The sequence below is a fragment of the Ensifer sp. GW101-20A05 genome (assembly GCF_059424735.1).
Window position 1 is genome coordinate 186,732 of sequence record NZ_JBWKZT010000003.1, and the last position, 17,570, is coordinate 204,301.

General features: G+C 63.7%; 17 protein-coding genes and 1 pseudogene. 8 read left to right on the forward strand and 10 right to left on the reverse strand.

Annotated elements, in window-relative coordinates:
* Nucleotides 1-105: 105 nt before the first annotated feature.
* Together pheS and pheT are read left to right on the forward strand one after the other, a co-directional pair.
* Nucleotides 106-1,188 (forward strand): phenylalanine--tRNA ligase subunit alpha, encoded by a 1,083-nt coding sequence (gene pheS / locus AC070A_RS10105; RefSeq protein ID WP_057247870.1) that lies wholly within the window; start codon nucleotides 106-108, stop codon nucleotides 1,186-1,188.
* A 131-nt stretch (nucleotides 1,189-1,319) separates the two neighbouring features.
* Complete coding sequence (gene pheT / locus AC070A_RS10110; RefSeq protein ID WP_057247871.1) at nucleotides 1,320-3,746, forward strand: phenylalanine--tRNA ligase subunit beta; 2,427 nt, start codon at nucleotides 1,320-1,322, stop codon at nucleotides 3,744-3,746.
* 64 nt (nucleotides 3,747-3,810) lie between these two features.
* Here the strand turns inward: pheT and AC070A_RS10115 are convergent, their stop codons facing one another.
* The 3 genes from AC070A_RS10115 to AC070A_RS10125 form a co-directional block, all read right to left on the reverse strand.
* Nucleotides 3,811-4,209 (reverse strand): VOC family protein, encoded by a 399-nt coding sequence (locus tag AC070A_RS10115; RefSeq protein ID WP_492384457.1) that lies wholly within the window; start codon nucleotides 4,207-4,209, stop codon nucleotides 3,811-3,813.
* Nucleotides 4,209-4,568: a nuclear transport factor 2 family protein gene (locus AC070A_RS10120; RefSeq protein WP_057247873.1), complete on the reverse strand. Its 360-nt coding sequence runs from the start codon at nucleotides 4,566-4,568 to the stop codon at nucleotides 4,209-4,211. Before AC070A_RS10120 ends, AC070A_RS10115 begins: the two co-directional genes overlap by 1 nt.
* Nucleotides 4,569-4,774: 206 nt before the next feature.
* On the reverse strand, nucleotides 4,775-5,770 hold the full coding sequence (locus AC070A_RS10125) for an aldo/keto reductase (RefSeq protein ID WP_057247874.1): 996 nt from the start codon (nucleotides 5,768-5,770) through the stop codon (nucleotides 4,775-4,777).
* 246 nt (nucleotides 5,771-6,016) lie between these two features.
* Here AC070A_RS10125 and AC070A_RS10130 point away from each other — a divergent pair, with 246 nt between their 5' ends.
* Both AC070A_RS10130 and AC070A_RS10135 read left to right on the forward strand, forming a co-directional pair.
* A complete protein-coding gene (locus AC070A_RS10130; protein ID WP_057247875.1) occupies nucleotides 6,017-6,907 on the forward strand; it encodes a LysR family transcriptional regulator in 891 nt (296 codons plus the stop codon).
* An 89-nt stretch (nucleotides 6,908-6,996) separates the two neighbouring features.
* Nucleotides 6,997-7,631, forward strand: a pseudogene (locus AC070A_RS10135) (hypothetical protein).
* On the opposite strand, the gene AC070A_RS10140 reads toward AC070A_RS10135, so the two are convergent.
* Nucleotides 7,583-8,056 (reverse strand): GNAT family N-acetyltransferase, encoded by a 474-nt coding sequence (locus tag AC070A_RS10140; protein ID WP_057248235.1) that lies wholly within the window; start codon nucleotides 8,054-8,056, stop codon nucleotides 7,583-7,585. The pseudogene AC070A_RS10135 and the gene AC070A_RS10140 overlap by 49 nt on opposite strands.
* Nucleotides 8,057-8,075: 19 nt before the next feature.
* Nucleotides 8,076-9,026: an aldo/keto reductase gene (locus AC070A_RS10145; RefSeq protein ID WP_057247877.1), complete on the reverse strand. Its 951-nt coding sequence runs from the start codon at nucleotides 9,024-9,026 to the stop codon at nucleotides 8,076-8,078.
* A 200-nt stretch (nucleotides 9,027-9,226) separates the two neighbouring features.
* Here AC070A_RS10145 and AC070A_RS10150 point away from each other — a divergent pair, with 200 nt between their 5' ends.
* On the forward strand, nucleotides 9,227-10,213 hold the full coding sequence (locus AC070A_RS10150) for a Gfo/Idh/MocA family protein (RefSeq protein ID WP_057247878.1): 987 nt from the start codon (nucleotides 9,227-9,229) through the stop codon (nucleotides 10,211-10,213).
* Nucleotides 10,214-10,285: 72 nt separating this feature from the next.
* Here AC070A_RS10150 and AC070A_RS10155 read toward each other — a convergent pair whose 3' ends face one another.
* Complete coding sequence (locus tag AC070A_RS10155; RefSeq protein WP_244495498.1) at nucleotides 10,286-10,702, reverse strand: hypothetical protein; 417 nt, start codon at nucleotides 10,700-10,702, stop codon at nucleotides 10,286-10,288.
* Nucleotides 10,703-10,831: 129 nt separating this feature from the next.
* Here AC070A_RS10155 and AC070A_RS10160 point away from each other — a divergent pair, with 129 nt between their 5' ends.
* Nucleotides 10,832-11,578, forward strand: a complete 747-nt coding sequence (locus tag AC070A_RS10160; protein WP_492384458.1) for a helix-turn-helix domain-containing protein — start codon at nucleotides 10,832-10,834, stop codon at nucleotides 11,576-11,578.
* Here the strand turns inward: AC070A_RS10160 and AC070A_RS10165 are convergent.
* From AC070A_RS10165 to AC070A_RS10180, 4 genes are read right to left on the reverse strand one after another with little or no spacing between them, the layout of a single operon-like run.
* Entirely contained in the window at nucleotides 11,575-11,787 is a 213-nt protein-coding gene (locus tag AC070A_RS10165) for a hypothetical protein (RefSeq protein ID WP_057247881.1), read from the reverse strand. The two genes, AC070A_RS10160 and AC070A_RS10165, sit on opposite strands and share 4 nt — an antisense overlap.
* Nucleotides 11,788-11,801: 14 nt before the next feature.
* Nucleotides 11,802-12,164, reverse strand: coding sequence for a DMT family transporter (locus tag AC070A_RS10170; protein ID WP_057247882.1), 363 nt, complete (start codon nucleotides 12,162-12,164; stop codon nucleotides 11,802-11,804).
* Between the two features lie 9 nt (nucleotides 12,165-12,173).
* Nucleotides 12,174-12,878 (reverse strand): class I SAM-dependent methyltransferase, encoded by a 705-nt coding sequence (locus AC070A_RS10175; protein WP_057247883.1) that lies wholly within the window; start codon nucleotides 12,876-12,878, stop codon nucleotides 12,174-12,176.
* Nucleotides 12,875-13,915 carry a glycosyltransferase family 2 protein gene (locus AC070A_RS10180; RefSeq protein ID WP_082615692.1) on the reverse strand — a complete coding sequence of 347 codons (1,041 nt, stop codon included), beginning with the start codon at nucleotides 13,913-13,915 and terminating at the stop codon, nucleotides 12,875-12,877. The genes AC070A_RS10175 and AC070A_RS10180 overlap by 4 nt, the downstream gene beginning before the upstream one ends.
* 148 nt (nucleotides 13,916-14,063) lie before the next feature.
* Between AC070A_RS10180 and AC070A_RS10185 the strand changes: the two genes are divergently transcribed.
* Both AC070A_RS10185 and xseA read left to right on the forward strand, forming a co-directional pair.
* A complete protein-coding gene (locus AC070A_RS10185) occupies nucleotides 14,064-15,884 on the forward strand; it encodes a hypothetical protein (protein WP_082615693.1) in 1,821 nt (606 codons plus the stop codon).
* A 77-nt stretch (nucleotides 15,885-15,961) separates the two neighbouring features.
* Nucleotides 15,962-17,566 carry an exodeoxyribonuclease VII large subunit gene (gene xseA, locus AC070A_RS10190; RefSeq protein ID WP_057248237.1) on the forward strand — a complete coding sequence of 535 codons (1,605 nt, stop codon included), beginning with the start codon at nucleotides 15,962-15,964 and terminating at the stop codon, nucleotides 17,564-17,566.
* Nucleotides 17,567-17,570: the final 4 nt, after the last annotated feature.

Below are 17,570 nucleotides of genomic sequence, written 5' to 3' on the forward strand. Positions count from 1 at the left end.
CCTGCGTCTTTGCACTGGCATTCTTTGCGACCGCGGCGCGATCACATTCCTGAAGACTTGAGCCGATATAGAACCGAACCCATTCCCGCATCGAGGCAGGACAGAATGAGCGAACTGGAAACACTGGAACGGATACTGCTGGCGGACATCGATGCCGCAGGTGATGAGGGATCGATCGAGGCCGTGCGCGTCAACGCGCTCGGCAAGAAGGGCTCGATCTCCGAGCTCCTGAAGACGCTGGGCACCATGACGCCGGAAGAGCGCCAGACCCGCGGTGCGCAGATCAACGCGCTGAAGACCACGGTCGCCGACGCGATCGCCGCCCGCAAGTCGGCGCTGAAGGATCAGGCGATCGCCGAGCGCCTGGCGCGAGAGACCGTCGACATCAGCCTGCCGGTCCGCTCGTCGCCCGCCGAGCGCGGCCGCATTCATCCGATCAGCCAGATCGTCGACGAGATCACCGCGATCTTCGGCGACATGGGTTTCTCGATTGCCGAAGGTCCGGATATCGAGACCGACTACTACAACTTCACGGCGCTGAATTTCCCGGAGGGCCACCCGGCCCGCGAGATGCACGACACCTTCTTCTTCAATCCGGATGAGAAGGGCGACCGCAAGGTGCTGCGCACGCACACCTCGCCGGTGCAGATCCGCACCATGGAAGCGCAGCAGCCGCCGATCCGCATCATCATCCCCGGCAAGACCTATCGCCAGGATTCCGACGCGACCCATTCGCCGATGTTCCACCAGGTCGAAGGCCTGGTGATCGACAAGGCGGCGAATGTCGCCAACATGCGCTGGGTGCTGGAAGAGTTCTGCAAGGCCTTCTTCGAGGTCGACCAGGTGACGATGCGCTTCCGTCCGTCGTTCTTCCCCTTCACCGAGCCGTCCTTCGAGGTCGATATCCAGTGCGACCGCTCCGGTCCGATCGTGAAGTTCGGCGAAGGCACCGACTGGATGGAAATCCTCGGCTGCGGCATGGTGCACCCGAACGTGCTGCGCTCGGGCGGGCTCGATCCTGACGAGTACCAGGGTTTTGCCTGGGGCATGGGCCTCGACCGCATCGCCATGCTGAAATACGGCATGCCTGACCTGCGTGACTTCTTCAATGCGGACGTCCGCTGGATGACCCATTACGGCTTCCGCCCGCTCGACATGCCGACGCTGTTCGGCGGTCTCTCGGCCTGATCGCGCAGCTGATCAGAGTGGATGCGCTCACATTCGTTCGCGCTTCCGCTCTTTCTTTTTGTTTTGCCGCATTTGTGCGACGTCAGGTGATGCCACCTGACTGCAAAATGCTCTAGGACACAGGTGAAATCATGAAATTCACGCTTTCCTGGCTCAAGGACCACCTTGATACCGACGCTTCGCTGGAAGAGATCTGCGCGCGGCTGACGATGATCGGGCTCGAGGTCGAGGACGTCGACGACAAGGCCGCCTTCAAGCCCTTCGTCATCGCCAAGGTCGTCTCGGCCGAGCAGCATCCGAATGCCGACAAACTGCGCGTGTTGATGGTCGACACCGGCTCGGGCGCCCCGATCCAGGTCGTCTGCGGCGCGCCGAATGCGCGCACCGGCCTCGTCGGCGCCTTTGCCGCTCCCGGAACCTACGTGCCCGGCATCGACGTGACGCTCGCCGTCGGCACCATCCGCGGTGTCGAAAGCCGCGGCATGATGTGCTCGGAAAAGGAGCTGCAGATCTCCGAAGACCACAACGGCATCATCGACCTGCCGGCTGACGCGCCGGTCGGTACGAGCTACGCCGCCTATGCCGGTCTCGACGATCCGATGATCGAGATCAACCTGACGCCGAACCGCCCGGACTGCACCAGTGTCTACGGCATTGCCCGTGACCTCGCGGCCTCCGGCCTCGGCACGCTGAAAGCACGGCCTGCGCCCTCCTTCGCCGTCGAAGGCGAAACGCCGGTGAAGCTGACGCTCGACCTCGGCGAAGACAGGCACTTGTGCCCCGGCTTCTCGTTGCGGCTCGTGCGCGGCGTCAAGAACGGCCCGTCGCCGAAGTGGATGCAGCAGCGGCTGCTGGCGATCGGCCTTCGCCCGATCAACGCTTTGGTCGACATCACCAACTACATGACCTTCGACCAGGGCCGACCGATGCACGTCTTCGACGCCGCCAAGGTCAAGGGCAACCTGACGGTCCGCCGCGCCAGGGACGGCGAGACGGTGCTGGCGCTCGACCAGCGCGAATACAAGCTCGGCCCCAACAACGTCGTCATATCGGACGAAAAGGCGATCGAATCGATCGGCGGCGTCATGGGCGGCGAGCATTCCGGCTGCGACGAGAACACCACCGACGTGCTGATCGAATCGGCGCTCTGGGATCCGATGAACATCGCCAAGACCGGCCGCACGCTCGGCATCATCACCGATGCGCGTTACCGTTTCGAGCGTGGTGTCGACCCGGAATACATGGTGCCCGGCCTTGAGCGCACCACCGAGCTCGTGCTCGAGCTCTGCGGTGGCAAGGCCGCCAAGGCGGAAGTGGTCGGCTATGCCGGCTATCAGCCGAAGATCGTCGATTTCCCGGTTTCCGAGGTGAAGCGCCTGACCGGCCTCGAGGTTTCTTCGGAAGAAAGCGTCTCGATCCTGAAGAAGCTCGGCTTCGGTGTCGAGGGTTCGGGTGAACGCTTCAAGGTTTCGGTTCCATCCTGGCGTCCGGATGTCGACGGCAAGGCCGATCTCGTCGAAGAGGTCATGCGCATCCACGGCGTCGACAACATCGTCGCCGCCCCGCTGCCGAGCCATGGCACGGTCAACGGCAAGATCCTGACGACGCTGCAGATCCGCACCCGCCTTGCCAAGCGTACGCTTGCAAGCCGCGGCATGCTGGAAGCGGTCACCTGGTCGTTCATCTCCGAGGATCAGGCAAAGCTCTTCGGCGGCGGTGCGCCGGCGCTCAAGCTCGCCAATCCGATTGCCTCGGACATGTCGGACATGCGCCCGTCGCTGCTGCCGGGTCTGTTGACGGCCGCCCAGCGCAATGCCGACAAGGGTTTTGGCGACGTCGCGATCTTCGAGGTATCCGGCACCTATGAAGGCGATACGCCGGACGCCCAGCGCCGCGTCGCTGGCGGCATCCGCCGCGGCACCGCCTCGCTGAACGGCGCCGGCCGTCTGTGGTCGAACGCGGCCAAGGGCGGTGGCAAGGCGGTCGACGTTTTCGACGCCAAGGCTGATGCGATTGCGGTGCTCGAAGCCTGCGGTGTGGCGATGGGCAACGTCCAGTTCGAGCCGGGTGGTCCCGCCTGGTACCATCCGGGCCGCTCCGGCACGATCAAGCTCGGCCCGAAGATCGTTCTCGGCACCTTCGGCGAGTTCCATCCGAAGACGCTGGAAGCGCTCGACGTCTCCGGCGCGCTCTGCGGCTTCGAGATCTATGTCGACGCCATGCCCGAACCGAAGAAGAAGGCGACCCGCACCAAGCCGGCGCTCGATCTCTCGCCGTTCCAGGCGGTCAAGCGCGACTTCGCCTTCGTCGTCGACAAGGCGGTCGAGGCCGGCGCCATCCTGCGCGCCGCTTCCGGCGCCGACCGCAAGCTGGTCACCGGCGTCAGCGTCTTCGACGTCTTCGAGGGCGCTTCGCTCGGCGAAGGCAAGAAGTCGATCGCCATCGAGGTCACCATCCAGCCGGTCGAGCGCACGCTGACCGACGAGGATTTTGAAGCGCTCACCGCCAAGATCGTCGCCAATGTGACGAAGTCGACGGGCGGCGTTCTGCGGGCGTAACCGGCTCAAGCACGTATCAATCGAAAGGGCCGCTGCGATCCAGCGGCCCTTTTCGTTTTGCGGTTCAATCCACGCGCTGCATCAGTTCGATGCGATTTCCGAAGGGATCGTGGACATAACATCTGCGGTAGCCGGCAAGCGGCTTGTCCTGGGCGATCGTCACACCGGCCGCTTCGAGCCGCAGCGTCAGGCGGTCGAGATTGTCGACGAGAAAGGCCGGGTGGGCCTTGCGTGCCGGCCTGAAGTCTTGGTCGATGCCGAGATGCAGGCGGATGCTGCCCTGTTCGAACCAGCAGCCGCCACGCGCGAGAAGATTGGCCGGCTTGCTCACCTCCGAGAGGCCGAGGAGACCGCTGTAGAAGCCGCGTGCCGCCGGTTCGGCACCCGCCGGCATGGCAAGCTGGATATGGTCGATGCCGATGAGCCTGCCCGTCGGCTCGGGTTTCTCTGGGGGTGCCGTCATCACGCGTGCTGATGGAAGACCTTGTTGACGATCACCCAGCGCCCGTCGATCTTCACCAGCGACAGATGATCGGAATAGCGTTCGCCGGCGAAACTGTCGACCACCCTCACGGTTGCAGTGTCACCGGTGATATCGATCTTCTGCACGTCCATCTCCGGCTGGGTTCCAGGGGGGGCTGCACCCGTCTCGATGATCGTCTTGATGAAGCCGTCGCGCGTCGTCCATTCGAGCGCGCCCTTGTAGTTGCCGATAATCGCCGCATCGGGGTGAAACGCCTTGCGCAGCGCGCCCTCGTTGGCAAAGGCCATGCCGTCGACATAGAGGTGCACCACCGCGCTGATCGCCTGCTCGTCGGACATTCCCGCTCCTCCGGATTTGTTGCCGTTGGTTGAGAGGTAGTGCGTCCGGCGTGAATTTCGATGGGAATCTCCCCGCCCTTCACGGGAGGCGGGGAGAAATGGAGCATTCCAGGAAAAGTGCGAAGCGGTTTTCCGTCAGGAAATGCGGTGAAATCACAGAGATAGAATGTTTCCAAGACTCCGTTTCTCCCTGGAAACGCTCAAGGTCAACGGTTGGTGAGCGCCAGCGAGGCGTCCGTGTAGCGATTGCCGGCGACAAGTGCCGGCGATAGCGCTTCGGCGAGGCGGCTGGATTCCTCGGCACTGAGCGGGATGCCTGCCGCGGCCGCATTCTGCTCCAGATGGTCGAGCTTGCGGGCGCCCGGGATAGGCACGATGAAATCACTCTGGTTGATGACCCAGGCGAGCGCGAGTTGAGCCGCGGTCACGCCTTTTTCCTCAGCCAGCGCTTGAAGCGTTTCGACCAGCCGGACGTTGGCGTCGAAATTCTCCGCCTGGAAACGCGGCAGCGAGCGCCGGAAATCGTCGGCTTCCAGATCATCGGCCTTGCGCAGCGCGCCGGTCAGCATGCCGCGCCCGAGCGGACTGTAGGGCACGAAGCCGATGCCGAGTTCGCGGCAGGTGGCGAGCACGTCCGCTTCCGGGTCACGCGACCACAGAGAATACTCGCTTTGGACAGCGGCGATCGGATGAACCTTGTGGGCCCGACGGATGGTGGCGGCACTCGCTTCGGAAAGGCCGAGGGCCCGCACCTTGCCCTCGCGCACCAATTCGGCCATGGCGCCGACGGTATCCTCGATCGGAACCTCCGGGTCGACACGATGCTGGTAATAGAGATCGATGACATCGGTTCCGAGCCGCTTGAGCGAGGCTTCGGCCACCGCCTTCGCGTGCTCCGGCCGTCCGTCGACGCCCTTGATCGCCTGGGCCGCCGGCACCCCGGCTTCGATGCGGAAGCCGAATTTGGTGGCGATCGTCACCTTGTCGCGCATGGAACCGAGCGCCTTGCCGAGCAGTTTCTCGTTTTCGAAAGGACCATAGACTTCGGCTGTGTCGAAGAAGGTGATGCCGAGGTCGACGGCGCGGTGAAGGGTGCGTATCGATTCCGCCTCATCGGCTGCGCCATAGGCGAAACTCATGCCCATGCAGCCGAGGCCGATGGTGGAGACGGTAAGGTCGTTCCCGAGTTTGCGGGTCTTCATGTCGTTTCCTTTGTCTGGCTGTCACGCGTCGGAACGAACGCGCTGGGAGGGCGCGTCTATCGTCCGAGGCATGAATTGGTGGCTGGACACCGCCGATGCGCCTGAATGGCGGGCGACGGTTCCTCGTTGCCATCGCAGACGAGCTCCTCGCTTCGTCCAGACGTTGGCGACGATTGAAGAATAGGGCCATACGCGGCGGCTGAAAATCACTGTCAATTCTCACGGGCTGTTCTATTATTTCGATCAATGAACAGAACGCAGCTCTCTCAACTCGCGGTATTGGCCGCCGTTGCCGCCCATGGCAGTTTTCGCGGGGCCGCCCGAGAACTCGGCGTGGCGCCGTCGGCCGTCAGCCACGCCGTCGGCAGCCTCGAGGCGAGCCTCGGCATTCGCCTGCTGGCGCGCACCACACGCAGCGTCGCGCCGACCGAGGTGGGGCGCCGGCTGCTGGAAAGGCTGGCGCCGGCGCTGGAAGAGATCGCCCATGCGCTGGAAGCGGCCGCCGACGCCCGCGAGCGTCCCGCCGGCAATCTGCGCATCACGGCGCCGCGGTTTGCAGCAGATCTGATCCTCGCGCCAAGGCTCGGCGCGTTCCTGGACCTCTATCCGGAGATCGTCCTGGAGATCGCCAATGAGGATGGCTTCACCGATATTGTCGAAGAAGGCTTCGACGCTGGCATCAGGCTCGGCGAAAGCCTGGAAGCCGATATGATCGCCGTCAAAGTTGGGCCTGAGCTGGAAAGCGCCGTCGTCGCTTCGCCCGACTACTTCGAGCGCCACGGCCGGCCGCAGCACCCACGCGACCTGGCGGAGCATCGTTGTATCCGCCGACGCTTCTCCAACGGCACGCTTTATCGCTGGGAGTTCGAGAAGGGCGGCGAGGAGCTGACGGTATCGGTCGAGGGCCCGCTGATCCTCGGCGAGGACCGGCCGATCATCAAGGCGGCGATGGGCGGCGCCGGCCTTGCCTATCTCTTCCTGTCGCGGGTGGAAACGGCGATCGCCGAAGGACGGCTGGAGCGTGTCATGGAAGACTGGTGCGCACCCTATGCCGGCCCCTATCTTTATTATCCAAGCCGCAGGCAGATGCGGCCGGCACTGCGCGCCTTCATCGATTTCTTCCGGCACAGCAGATAGCCGCGGTGTGGAAACGGGTGGCGCCGTTGGGCCGGATTTGGAATGCCATTGGTCTCGCACTCCGTTTGTTCGGATGAGAAAGGAAAACGATGAAGAAGCCCGGTTCGATGAAGGGTCTCGAAGATCTCGGCCGGGTACGGTTGTCCAGGAATTTCTTCTTCCGCGACTTTCTGCATTCGGAGATCGCCGATTTCTATCGCATCCCGAACATTCCTGACGATCCGGATCTCGCGATCGAGGCCGGGCGCCGCCTCTGCGAGGAGTTGCTGGAGCCGCTAGAGGCGACCTTCGGTCGCCTCGTCATTCGCTCAGGCTACCGCAACCGCGCCGTCAACGGCTTCGGCAATGCCAATGGTCTCAACTGCTCGACCAATGCCGCTTCGGCCGCCGACCATATCTGGGACATGCGCGATGCCGACGGATGCATCGGCGCCAGCGCCTGCATCGTCATCCCCTGGGTTGGGATCGCCGCGGCGATATCGGCGGCTGGCAGTCGATCGCCTGGTGGATCCACGACCATCTGCCCTATGCCTCGCTTTGCTTTTTCCCGAAGTTATGGGCCTTCAACATCCAGTGGCACGAGCGGCCGGCGCGTCGGATATCGAGTTTTATCCAACCGCGCGGGCTGCTGACGAAGGCCGGCATGGCAAATCAGGCCGGTAGCCATGCGGAGGCCTATGCCGGATTTCCGGATTTGAGGAACGTGCCGAAATTGACCTTGTAGCGCACGTGGTCGTCGGTCCCGGAGTAGCGGTCGTAGAGCCGCCGCGCCATGGCATTGTCGGCCTCGGTGTACCAGTAGAGCCGGTCCCAGCCTTTCTCCTGACAATGCGCGATGAGATCGTCGATCATTGCCCGTGCCACGCCCTGGCCGCGTGCGGCGGGATCGACATAGAGATCCTCGATGTAGCAGATCGGTTGCCGGAAGAAGGTGGCGAGCTGCTCCTGGCAGATGGCAAAGCCCACCGTCTTTTCGTCGAGGATCGCCAAGCGCGCGAAAAGCGGCGTCGAGGGATCGGTCAGCCTCTTCCAGGTGAGGTCGATGATGTCCCCGGCGAGATCGGTGCCGGAAAAGGCGACATAGCCGGCCCAGAGGCGGCGCCAGTCCGCCTCGTCGCCGGCTGTCGCAGCGCGTGTCGTCAATGCCATCGGGTTGGTTTTGCTCCCGTCATTCGCCCACATCGTTGAGCTTCCGGATCGCTTCATCCGACAGCTCCAGTGCGGCAGAACGAATGAGGCTCTCCAATTGCGCGAGGCTGGTGGCGCTGGCGATCGGCGCCGTGACGCCCTTGCGCGTCCGGATCCAGGCGAGCGCGATTTCCGCCTGGGTCGCTCCGGTGTCGGCGGCGATGTCGTCGAGCACGCCGAGGATGCGCATGCCGCGCCCGTCAAGATATTTCTCGACGCCGCTGCCGCGTGCCGAGCCTTCGAGGTCCTTGTGCGTCCGGTACTTTCCCGAGAGAAAGCCGCGCGCCAGCCCGAAATAGCTGATGACGCCGATCTCCTCGGCAATGCAGAGATCGCGCAGCGGCCCTTCGAACGCGTCGCGGTCGTAGAGATTGTATTCCGGCTGCAACACCTGATAGCGCGGCAGGCCCTGGTTTGCGGATACGTCGAGCGCCTCGCGCAGTTGCAGCGAGTTCAGGTTGGAGGCGCCGATGGCCCGGACCTTGCCCTCGGTCAGCAATTGGTCGTAGGCCGCCAGCGTCTCCTCGTAGGGCGTTTCCGGATCGGGCCAGTGGGAGAGATAGAGATCGATATGGTCGGTTTGCAGCCGCTGCAGCGAATCCTCGACCGCCTGCAGGATCCAGCGGCGCGAAAGCCCCTTGCGGTCGGGCCCGAGTTCGGAGCCGACCTTGGTGACGATGACGGCCTTGTCGCGCGACCGTCCCGACTGTTTCAGCCATTTGCCGATGATCGTCTCGGATTCGCCGCCCTGATTGCCCGGCGCCCAGGAGGAGTAGACATCAGCAGTATCGATGGCGTTGAATCCGGCATCGAAAAAGGCGTCGAGCAGCGCAAAGGAGGTCTTTTCGTCGGCGGTCCAGCCGAAGACATTGCCGCCGAAGACAAGGGGCGCAATTGTCAGGTCGGTACGGCCAAGTCTCAGTTTTTCCATGGTTTCGCTCCATTGGACTGGATGAAAGCATAACGCGATCGGGAGGATTGCGAAGGGAAAGATAGGGCAGAAAAGCTGACATTGTCACCCGTCTGCCGGGTTTTTTCTGCGAAACGCGAATCTCGGCCGGAACGGTATCAATCGCTTGATAGGTACGTACCTCGGCGCTAGTCTCGGCCGCAAAATCAGGGAGCTTCACCATGTTACGTTTCGGAATTCTGTCCACGGCCCGGATCGGCCGCGACCTCGTCGTGCCGGCCATTCAGGACGCGGAAAACTGTGTCGTTTCGGCTGTAGCCAGCCGCGACTTCGCAAAAGCCCGGGCGATGGCAGACCGCTTCTCCGCACCGCATGCCTTCGGTTCCTACGAGGAGATGCTGGCGTCCGACGTGATCGATGCGGTCTATATTCCGGTGCCGACGGCACAGCACGTGGAATGGTCGATCAAGGCGGCCGACGCCGGAAAACACGTGCTGTGCGAAAAGCCGATTGCGCTGCGGGCCTCCGAGATCGATACGCTGATTGCCGCCCGCGACCGCAACGGTGTCGTGATCGCCGAAGCCTTCATGGTCACCTACAGCCCCGTCTGGCGCAAGGTGCGCTCGCTGCTGGCCGAAGGCGCGATCGGCCGGCTGCGCCACGTCCAGGGCGCCTTCACCTATTTCAACCGCGACCCCAACAACATGCGCAATATTCCGGCGCTCGGCGGCGGTGGCCTGCCGGATATCGGTGTGTACCCGACGATCACCACCCGCTTCGTCACGGCCAAGGAGCCGCTGCGGGTGCAGGCAAGCACCGATCGCGATCCGGAATTCGGCACGGACATCTATTCGAGCGTGCGGGCAGACTTCGGCGATTTCGAGCTGAGCTTCTATATCTCCACCCAGCTCGCCGCCCGCCAGGTCATGGTCTTCCATGGCGACAAGGGCTTCATCGAGGTGAAGTCGCCCTTCAACGCCGATCGTTACGGCCGTGAGGAGGTGGAACTCACGAACCAGAACCACGCCCAGTCCCAGCTCTTCCGCTTCCAGGATGCCCGCCAGTACAAGCTTCAGGCGGAAGCCTTCTCGCGCGCCGCCAAGGGTGAGGACGAGGAAGTGGTGACGCTCGAGAATTCGCGTCTCAATCAGAAATTCATCGACGCGATCTATCGCGCCAGCGCCAAGGATGGCTGGGAGACCATCTGAGGCCATCGAAGAAGACGAGAAGGTCCGCCGGTATGACCGGCGGACGCCTTTCGCGATCTCTTGAGACCATCGTCAGGCGATCGCCGCGCGCTCCTGCGCCAGACCGCGCAGCTTGAAGAACAGGAAGTCGGCGACGCCGATCATGCCGATGACGACGAGGGCAATGCCGGCGGCGGAAAGATTGGCATAGGCCGTGAGCAGCAGCGCCAGGCTGGCCACCTGCCAGAGCACGTCACCGGCAATGCTGATGCGCGCCGAGGCCGCCACCGGGCCGCCATTGCGCGCCGCCGAGAGGTGGAATATCCCCCAGATCAACAGACCGGCACCCAACGCCTTCAACATGACAGGCGTGATGAAGGGCGTTGCGGCGGCATTGACCAGTGCAGCCAGCGGCACTGCTGCGAGGATCAGCACGGCACCGGAGGCGAGTGAGAAGGCGCCGTCGGCGAGGAAGGTCTTGTTGAGCAGGCTGCGGTTCGAGAGGGTCATCTTCGGCTCCATCCGTTTGTCGATGGCCGGATGTTGCGCCGATGACGTCATCAAACCAATTACCTCTGACGTAATGGATTTTACTCGGCCCGCGCGCCAGTTTTACGGACAAATGGAGAATCACGACACATGCAGTTTGGCGAACATCTGAAGGAATGGCGCGGACACCGCCGCATGAGCCAGCTCGACCTAGCGGTTGCCGCCGGCATTTCGGCGCGTCACCTCTCGTTCCTCGAAACCGGCCGCTCGAAACCGTCGGAAGGCATGATCCTGCGGTTGGCCTCGGTACTGGAAGTCCCGGCCCGCGACCAGGGGACACTGTTTTCGGCAGCCGGCTATCGACCGCGCATGGCGACGCGGCCGGCCGCAGGCCTGGACGCCATGCCGCCGGCCGTCGCCAATGCCATCAGGCTCATCCTGGCGCGCCACGATCCCTATCCCGGCCTGGTGCTCGACCACGAATATACGTTGCTGGTGGTCAACCCGGCGCTGGCGAGCCTCGCCACGGCGGCCGACATTCCGTTCCAGCCGGGAGAAAATTTCCTCGACACCTTCCTCGGCAACGACAATGTGCGCAAGCTGGTCGTCAATTGGGAGCCGGCGGCCGCCGATCTCGTCCAGCGCGTGCGCACGGAGGCCTGGCTGCAAGGACCGCGCAGCGGCCTCGGCAAACGCCTGGAGAAGGTCGCCTCCAATCCTGCGGTGGTGCGCGCGGTCGAGAACCATCCGGATACTGACCGCTTTCCCGTTCTTCCAATCGAACTCGATGTCGGCGGCCTTCTTCCCTGCGGACGAGGAGACCAAGGCGTTTTTCGAGCGAAAAGGATAAGTGCTAAAGCGTCCTTTGTGCGTTCGTCTGAACGCGCGGCGCTCTAGCGGCTGTCGCGCTGCAGGCCGACTGCGATGGCGCCGCATAGCATCAACGCGACGCCCATATTATAGGCGCCGATCGCTGCCGCCGCTTCGACCCAGCTGCCGCTGGCACCCGCCAAAGCCAGCAACACCGCACCGACCAGCAGGCAGACACGCGCAGAGCGCAGACCGCATGTGATGATGCCGAGGAGGAAGGAGGCGGTGACGATCATGGTCCCGGGTATCCTTACGAGTTGATGATGATCATGCCGCCGATGATCAGCGCGGCACCGAGGGCGTAGCGCAGCGTTACCGCCTCGCCGAGAAAGACGGCGGCAAGCAGCGGCACAATGCAGAAGGTGAGCGCCATGAACGAATAGGCGATCGTCAGCGGCACGGACTTGATCGTGAAGATCCAGATGATCGTGCCGATGCCGTAGACGGCCAAGGCGGTGAGCAATGTCGGGTTAAGGGCCAGCGCCAGCAGCCCTTGCGCGTTGGCATCCCCGGTCTTGGCGCTTGTCAGCTTGAAGAGGATCTGACCGGCCGAAATCAGCACCGGCGTGAAGAACAGTCCGAACCAGACGGCGGGCTGAAGATTGAGGTTCATCGCCACGTCTCACACCGCCAGAGCTTTGTCTTCGCGATAGTAGATGTCGCGGCCGATATCGATGCACTCGTGCTCGGCTGGCACCGGATGCACCGCGCGAAGGAAGGAGTGGGTATAGGGGAAGAAATTGAAGTGCGGATTGAAGGTGTAGCGATACTCGCGCTCGCGTGGCACGACAATGATCAGGCGCCGGCGGGCAATCCGTCGAAGTTCGGAGATCGCTTTGCGATAGTCGAGGATATGTTCGATGACATGGGTGCAGACGACGGTGTCGAACTCGCCATCCGCAAATGGCAGGTCCTCGATCATCGCCGCGTGATATTCCACGCCCTCGATCCGGGCCGCGTCGTCGATGGCGAAGTCGACGCCTGTCAGGCGCTTGACCTCGGGATTGGCAGCGCGGATCCGTTTCAACAGAACGCCGGTTCCGCAGCCGACGTCGCAGACGCTGTCGCCGGCGATGCTTGCGGCGATCTTGCGTACGCAGGCTTCGGAATTGTCCGTTCCCTCGTGAACCCTCGGATGGCGCCGATAGAGGTCTTCGTATTCGCGTGCCGACAGGAACGGCGCCCGTGCGCGAAACTCCGCGAGATGCGCGATGTGCTTGCCCCAGGCGAGGCTCGCCATGCCCTTGAACAGGCGCGAATCCCTGAGGATCGGCGGTATGACGTCTTCGATGATGAAGCGTATGCGGTTGGTTGTTTCCCGGTTCATCCGTGATGTTCCCGAACGATCCGTGCCTGCGTTCCGATCACCAAGTCCTCGGTCTGGGACAAAGCGAGGCCGCCCTTCGCGCTGTCGAGGGGAGCGGCCCGTGCGGCGGTTGCGATATAGTGAAGACGAAGCTGCTCGGTCCGGGCCCGTGAGACGGAATCGAGGATCAGGCCCGCCGTGAACATGATGATCGACACCATCAGCATGGCCAGCGCGAAGACCCAGGTCGGCATGCGCGGCACGAGCCCGGTGGCGAAATACTCGAGCAGCACCGGCATCATGAAACCGACGCTCGTCGAGAGGAAAGCCATGCCGATCAGTCCGAAGAACGTGAAAGGCCGCGTTTCTTTCATGAGCATTGCGAAGGTCCAGAGGATCTTGGCGCCGTCCCTGTATGTCGACAGCTTGGAATGGGAGCCGTCGGGTCTTCGGCCATAGTCCAGTTCAAGCTCTGCGACCGGCAGTTTCAGCCGCGAGGCATGGACCGACATCTCCGTCTCGATCTCGAAGCCGTTCGAAACGGCAGGGAAGCTCTTGGCGAACCGCCGCGAAAAGACCCGGTAGCCGGAGAAGATGTCGTTGAAATCCGTACCGAACATCGATCGGTAGAGAAGGTTGAAGAGCCTGTTGCCGAGCGCATGACCCTGTCTGCCCGCGTCGTTGTGGACGCCGCGCCGCGTCCCGACGACCATGTCAGCGCGCTCTGTGATCAAGGTGCGGATCAGATCTTCCGCATCCGTCGGACAATAGGTGCTGTCGCCGTCGGCCATCACATAGATGTCGGCATCGATATCGGCGAGCATCCGGCGCACCACGTGCCCCTTGCCCTGCCGGCGCTCGCGCACGACGGTCGCACCGGCAAGCATGGCCTTCAGCGCCGTGCCGTCCGTCGAATTGTTGTCGTAGACATAGATCTGCGCCGTCGGCAGTGCCGCCTGGAAGCCCTGAACCACTTGCCCGATGGTCGACGCTTCGTTGTAGCAAGGCAGCAGAACGGCGATGTTGAAACGGTCGAACATCCGGGTGGCTCGGCTCATGTTGGGTCGGCGTCATCATAGGCATCAGGGTGTTAACAAGACGCCAAGGGCCGCGTCCGTGCGCGCAACCCCCCAAATTGTCGCGGGCTTTACGCTTTTTTGAGCGCTCGTCGTTAGGTTGCGATGTGATCGAGACGGGCGAGGATCCATGGCGAACGGGACGGCGACGCTTTCTGAGGCGATTTCGAAGAACGCGCCGAGGCCGTTCTGGTCGAGCCTGCGTTCGATGGTGTTCGTCTACGGCGCTCCCACCATCCTCGTCCTTGTCGCCCGGTTCCTGATGGCGTCCGACTATGTTGGCCGCGACAATGATGATGTCATGCGTCTGGTTCAGGTCCGCGATCTCCTCGCTGGCCAGAGCTGGTTCGACCTGACGCAAGCCCGCCTCGGCCTGGAAGGCGGCACGCTGATGCACTGGTCGCGCCTCATCGACCTGCCGATCGCCGCACTCATTTCCGTCTTCAGGCCGTTCGTCGGGACGGCGCAGGCTGAAACTTTGGCCTTGGGGTTCTGGCCGATTTCGCTTGCGATCCCGTTGCTGGCGGCCATGGGCCTGGCCGGCCGTCGTGCCGGTGGCGTGGCGGCGATGCATTTCTGCCTGGGACTCACCACGATCTTCATCGTCACCACCAATCGCTTCCTTGGCGGCTCGATCGATCACCACAACGTGCAGTTGGTACTCGTCGCAGCCATGGCAGCAACGCTGGTCGATCGAGAGTTTCGCGCGTCGAGCTACGCCATTGCAGGATTGGCGGCGGCGCTGGCGATTGCCATTGGTGCGGAAACGACGCCGTTTGTGGCCGTGGTCTGCGCGGTCGTTGCCTGCCAGTGGGTTTGGGTCGGCCGACAGGCTTCGCAGGCTACCGTTGCCTTTGGCCTTTCGCTCGCTGCAAGCCTGAGCCTCTTCTTCTTCGTGACGGTACCGCCGCGCCTCTACCTAGCTGCAACCTGCGACAACCTCTCGATCGCCTTCTATTCGCTGGCGCTGACCGGAGGCGGCCTGCTGGCGCTTGCCGCCGCCACGCTAAGCCATCGGTCGACGGTCGTCCGGTGTTTTGCCCTTGGCGCTTGCGGCCTGGGGGTCATTGCCGTGGCACTGTTGGTGGCGCCGCAATGCCTGGGCAATCCCTTGGCAGCACTTGACCCGCTGCTCCGCGAGCTGTGGCTCGACAACGTCACCGAAGCGCGCTCTTTCGCAGCCGTTGCAACGGGGGAACCCGCGAGCATCGGCGCCTACTATTTCACCGGTGCCTTTGCCGCGCTTCTCTGTGCCTGGCGCATCTGGCGCCGCGATAGGGTCGATCTCAACCTCATCCTCTTCGCGCTTGTGTTTTCGAACCTGATGATTGCGCTCATCCAGGTACGCGGAATGGCCTTTTCCAATCTCCTGGCGATCGTACCGATCGCGTTGCTGCTCTCGAATCTGCGTGCCCGCTCAAACGGCGGAACGGCAGGCGTGGGCGCGTCTCTGCTCTATGTCGGCACGCTTCTCATTTCGGTTCCAGCGGTTTGGGCCATTGCCGGGGTTCTTGTCGACAAGGGAATCGGAGGAGTTGTGGCGGGTGAAACCGCAACCTCGAACGGTAAGGCGTGCCTGACAACGTCATCGCTGACCGATCTGGAAGGCTTGCCGCCGTCGTTCATTGTCGGGCCATCGGATATCGGTGCAACCCTGCTTCGCCGCACCCAGCACCGCGTGCTGAGCGCACCCTACCATCGCAATGCCGCCGGCATGCTCATGGAGCTGAAGATCGGTCTGGCACCGGCCGAGGACGCGGCGGCCATGTTGCGCCAGCTCGGACATCCGGTCCTGGCCTTCTGCGCTGCGGACGTGCAGGCGCGAATGATCGCCGCGCGGGCGCCACAAGGCTTCTATGCTGAGCTTGCCGCCGGGCGCGTGCCGGCGTTCCTTTCGCCCCTTCCGGTTTCCGAGGGTTCGCCCATTCGCCTCTATGCGCTGAAACCGTAAGCGGCGTCGGCCGCTTGGGGCGTTGGAAAGCGCAACGGATGTGCTGGCCTTCGGCGAAGGGTGCGGTAAAAGAAGCCATGGCTTCTTTCTTCGACAGCGATTCTCCGAGCAACCTCACCGAATATTCGGTGTCCGAGCTTTCGGGCTCGATCAAGCGAACGGTCGAGCAGGCCTTCGATCAGGTGCGCGTACGCGGCGAGATCTCGGGCTATCGCGGCCCGCACTCGTCGGGCCATGCCTATTTCGCGCTCAAGGACGACCGGGCGCGCATCGATGCGGTGATCTGGAAAGGCACTTTCTCGCGCCTGCGCTTCCGCCCGGAAGAGGGCATGGAGGTGATCGCGACCGGCAAGGTCACGACCTTCCCGGGCTCGTCGAAGTACCAGATCGTTATCGAATCGATGGAGCCGGCCGGTGCCGGCGCGTTGATGGCGCTCCTCGAAGAGCGCAAGCGCAAGCTGGCTGCGGAAGGGCTGTTTGATGCCAACCGCAAGCGGTCGCTGCCCTACATGCCCAAGGTGATCGGCGTCGTGACCTCGCCGACGGGCGCTGTCATTCGCGATATCCTGCACCGCATCGCCGACCGCTTTCCGGTTCATGTCGTCGTCTGGCCCGTTCGGGTCCAGGGCGACGGTTCCGGTGACGAGGTAGCGGCAGCGATCCGCGGCTTCAATGCGATCGAGCCCGGTGGGCCGATCGCCCGGCCGGACGTGCTGATCGTTGCCCGCGGCGGTGGCAGCCTTGAGGACCTCTGGGGCTTCAATGACGAGGCGGTGGTCCGGGCTGCGGCGGCTTCCGAGATCCCGCTAATTTCCGCCGTCGGTCACGAGACCGACTGGACGCTGATCGATCACGCCGCCGACCAGCGGGCGCCGACGCCGACGGGTGCGGCGGAAATGGCGGTGCCGGTCAAGGCCGATCTCGAAGCCGGGGTCTCCGGCCTCTCGGCCCGCCTCAAGGCGGCGGTCGGGCGGCAGATGGACAATCGCCGCCAGGCGGTGCGTTCACTGGCGCGCGCCCTGCCGTCGCTCGATCAGTTGTTGGCTTTGCCGCGCCGCCGCTTCGACGAGGCCGCCCTCGGCCTCGGCCGTGGCCTGCAGATGAACACCGCCAACAAGCGCCGCCAGTTCGAGCGCGTCTCGTCTGAGCTGCGTGCCGATCTTCTCAAAGGCAAATTCTCGGAGCGCCGCCAGCGTCTGGTCGATGCCATGAACAAGGCCGAGCGCATCGTCGAGCGGCAGGTGCATCGCGGCGAGGCGCGGGTCCAGGCGGCGGATGCGGCGCTGCGCGCGCTGCCCTCACGCCTCATCGGCCAGATCCATCGCGCCTCGGACCGCGTCGGAGGCCTTGCCGCCCGGTCCGACGTTGCCGTGCGCGCCGACGTGCGCCGCCTTCGCAGCGTCATCGTCGCCCAGGACCGCATCCTGCAGTCGCTCTCCTATCGCAACGTCCTGCAGCGCGGTTTCGCGCTGGTTCGCGATGCCGATGGCGGTCCTGTGCGCCAAGCGGCGGCCGTCTCCGCCGGCATGGCACTCAGCCTGGAATTCGCCGATGGCCGCGTTTCGGCGATTGCGGGCGAGGGGGAGAGCGAACCGGTTTCTCCGCCGTCGGCGCCGCGCAAGAAGCAGCAGAAGCCCACGGAGCCGGCGGCAGACCCGCCAAAGCAGGGTAGCCTGTTCTAGAGCG

What these genes read in the sequence shown, in the direction of transcription:
- AC070A_RS10140 (WP_057248235.1), bottom strand. Translation starts at nt 8,056, where the DNA reads ATGGCATTGACGACACGCGCTGCGACAGCCGGCGACGAGGCGGACTGG.
- AC070A_RS10170 (WP_057247882.1), bottom strand. Translation starts at nt 12,164, where the DNA reads ATGAACCTCAATCTTCAGCCCGCCGTCTGGTTCGGACTGTTCTTCACG.
- AC070A_RS10175 (WP_057247883.1), bottom strand. Translation starts at nt 12,878, where the DNA reads ATGAACCGGGAAACAACCAACCGCATACGCTTCATCATCGAAGACGTC.
- AC070A_RS10180 (WP_082615692.1), bottom strand. Translation starts at nt 13,915, where the DNA reads ATGAGCCGAGCCACCCGGATGTTCGACCGTTTCAACATCGCCGTTCTG.
- AC070A_RS10145 (WP_057247877.1), bottom strand. Translation starts at nt 9,026, where the DNA reads ATGGAAAAACTGAGACTTGGCCGTACCGACCTGACAATTGCGCCCCTT.
- AC070A_RS10160 (WP_492384458.1), top strand. Translation starts at nt 10,832, where the DNA reads ATGCAGTTTGGCGAACATCTGAAGGAATGGCGCGGACACCGCCGCATG.
- AC070A_RS10150 (WP_057247878.1), top strand. Translation starts at nt 9,227, where the DNA reads ATGTTACGTTTCGGAATTCTGTCCACGGCCCGGATCGGCCGCGACCTC.
- AC070A_RS10125 (WP_057247874.1), bottom strand. Translation starts at nt 5,770, where the DNA reads ATGAAGACCCGCAAACTCGGGAACGACCTTACCGTCTCCACCATCGGC.
- AC070A_RS10120 (WP_057247873.1), bottom strand. Translation starts at nt 4,568, where the DNA reads ATGTCCGACGAGCAGGCGATCAGCGCGGTGGTGCACCTCTATGTCGAC.
- pheS (WP_057247870.1), top strand. Translation starts at nt 106, where the DNA reads ATGAGCGAACTGGAAACACTGGAACGGATACTGCTGGCGGACATCGAT.
- xseA (WP_057248237.1), top strand. Translation starts at nt 15,962, where the DNA reads ATGGCTTCTTTCTTCGACAGCGATTCTCCGAGCAACCTCACCGAATAT.
- AC070A_RS10185 (WP_082615693.1), top strand. Translation starts at nt 14,064, where the DNA reads ATGGCGAACGGGACGGCGACGCTTTCTGAGGCGATTTCGAAGAACGCG.
- AC070A_RS10165 (WP_057247881.1), bottom strand. Translation starts at nt 11,787, where the DNA reads ATGATCGTCACCGCCTCCTTCCTCCTCGGCATCATCACATGCGGTCTG.
- AC070A_RS10130 (WP_057247875.1), top strand. Translation starts at nt 6,017, where the DNA reads ATGAACAGAACGCAGCTCTCTCAACTCGCGGTATTGGCCGCCGTTGCC.
- AC070A_RS10155 (WP_244495498.1), bottom strand. Translation starts at nt 10,702, where the DNA reads ATGACCCTCTCGAACCGCAGCCTGCTCAACAAGACCTTCCTCGCCGAC.
- AC070A_RS10115 (WP_492384457.1), bottom strand. Translation starts at nt 4,209, where the DNA reads ATGACGGCACCCCCAGAGAAACCCGAGCCGACGGGCAGGCTCATCGGC.
- pheT (WP_057247871.1), top strand. Translation starts at nt 1,320, where the DNA reads ATGAAATTCACGCTTTCCTGGCTCAAGGACCACCTTGATACCGACGCT.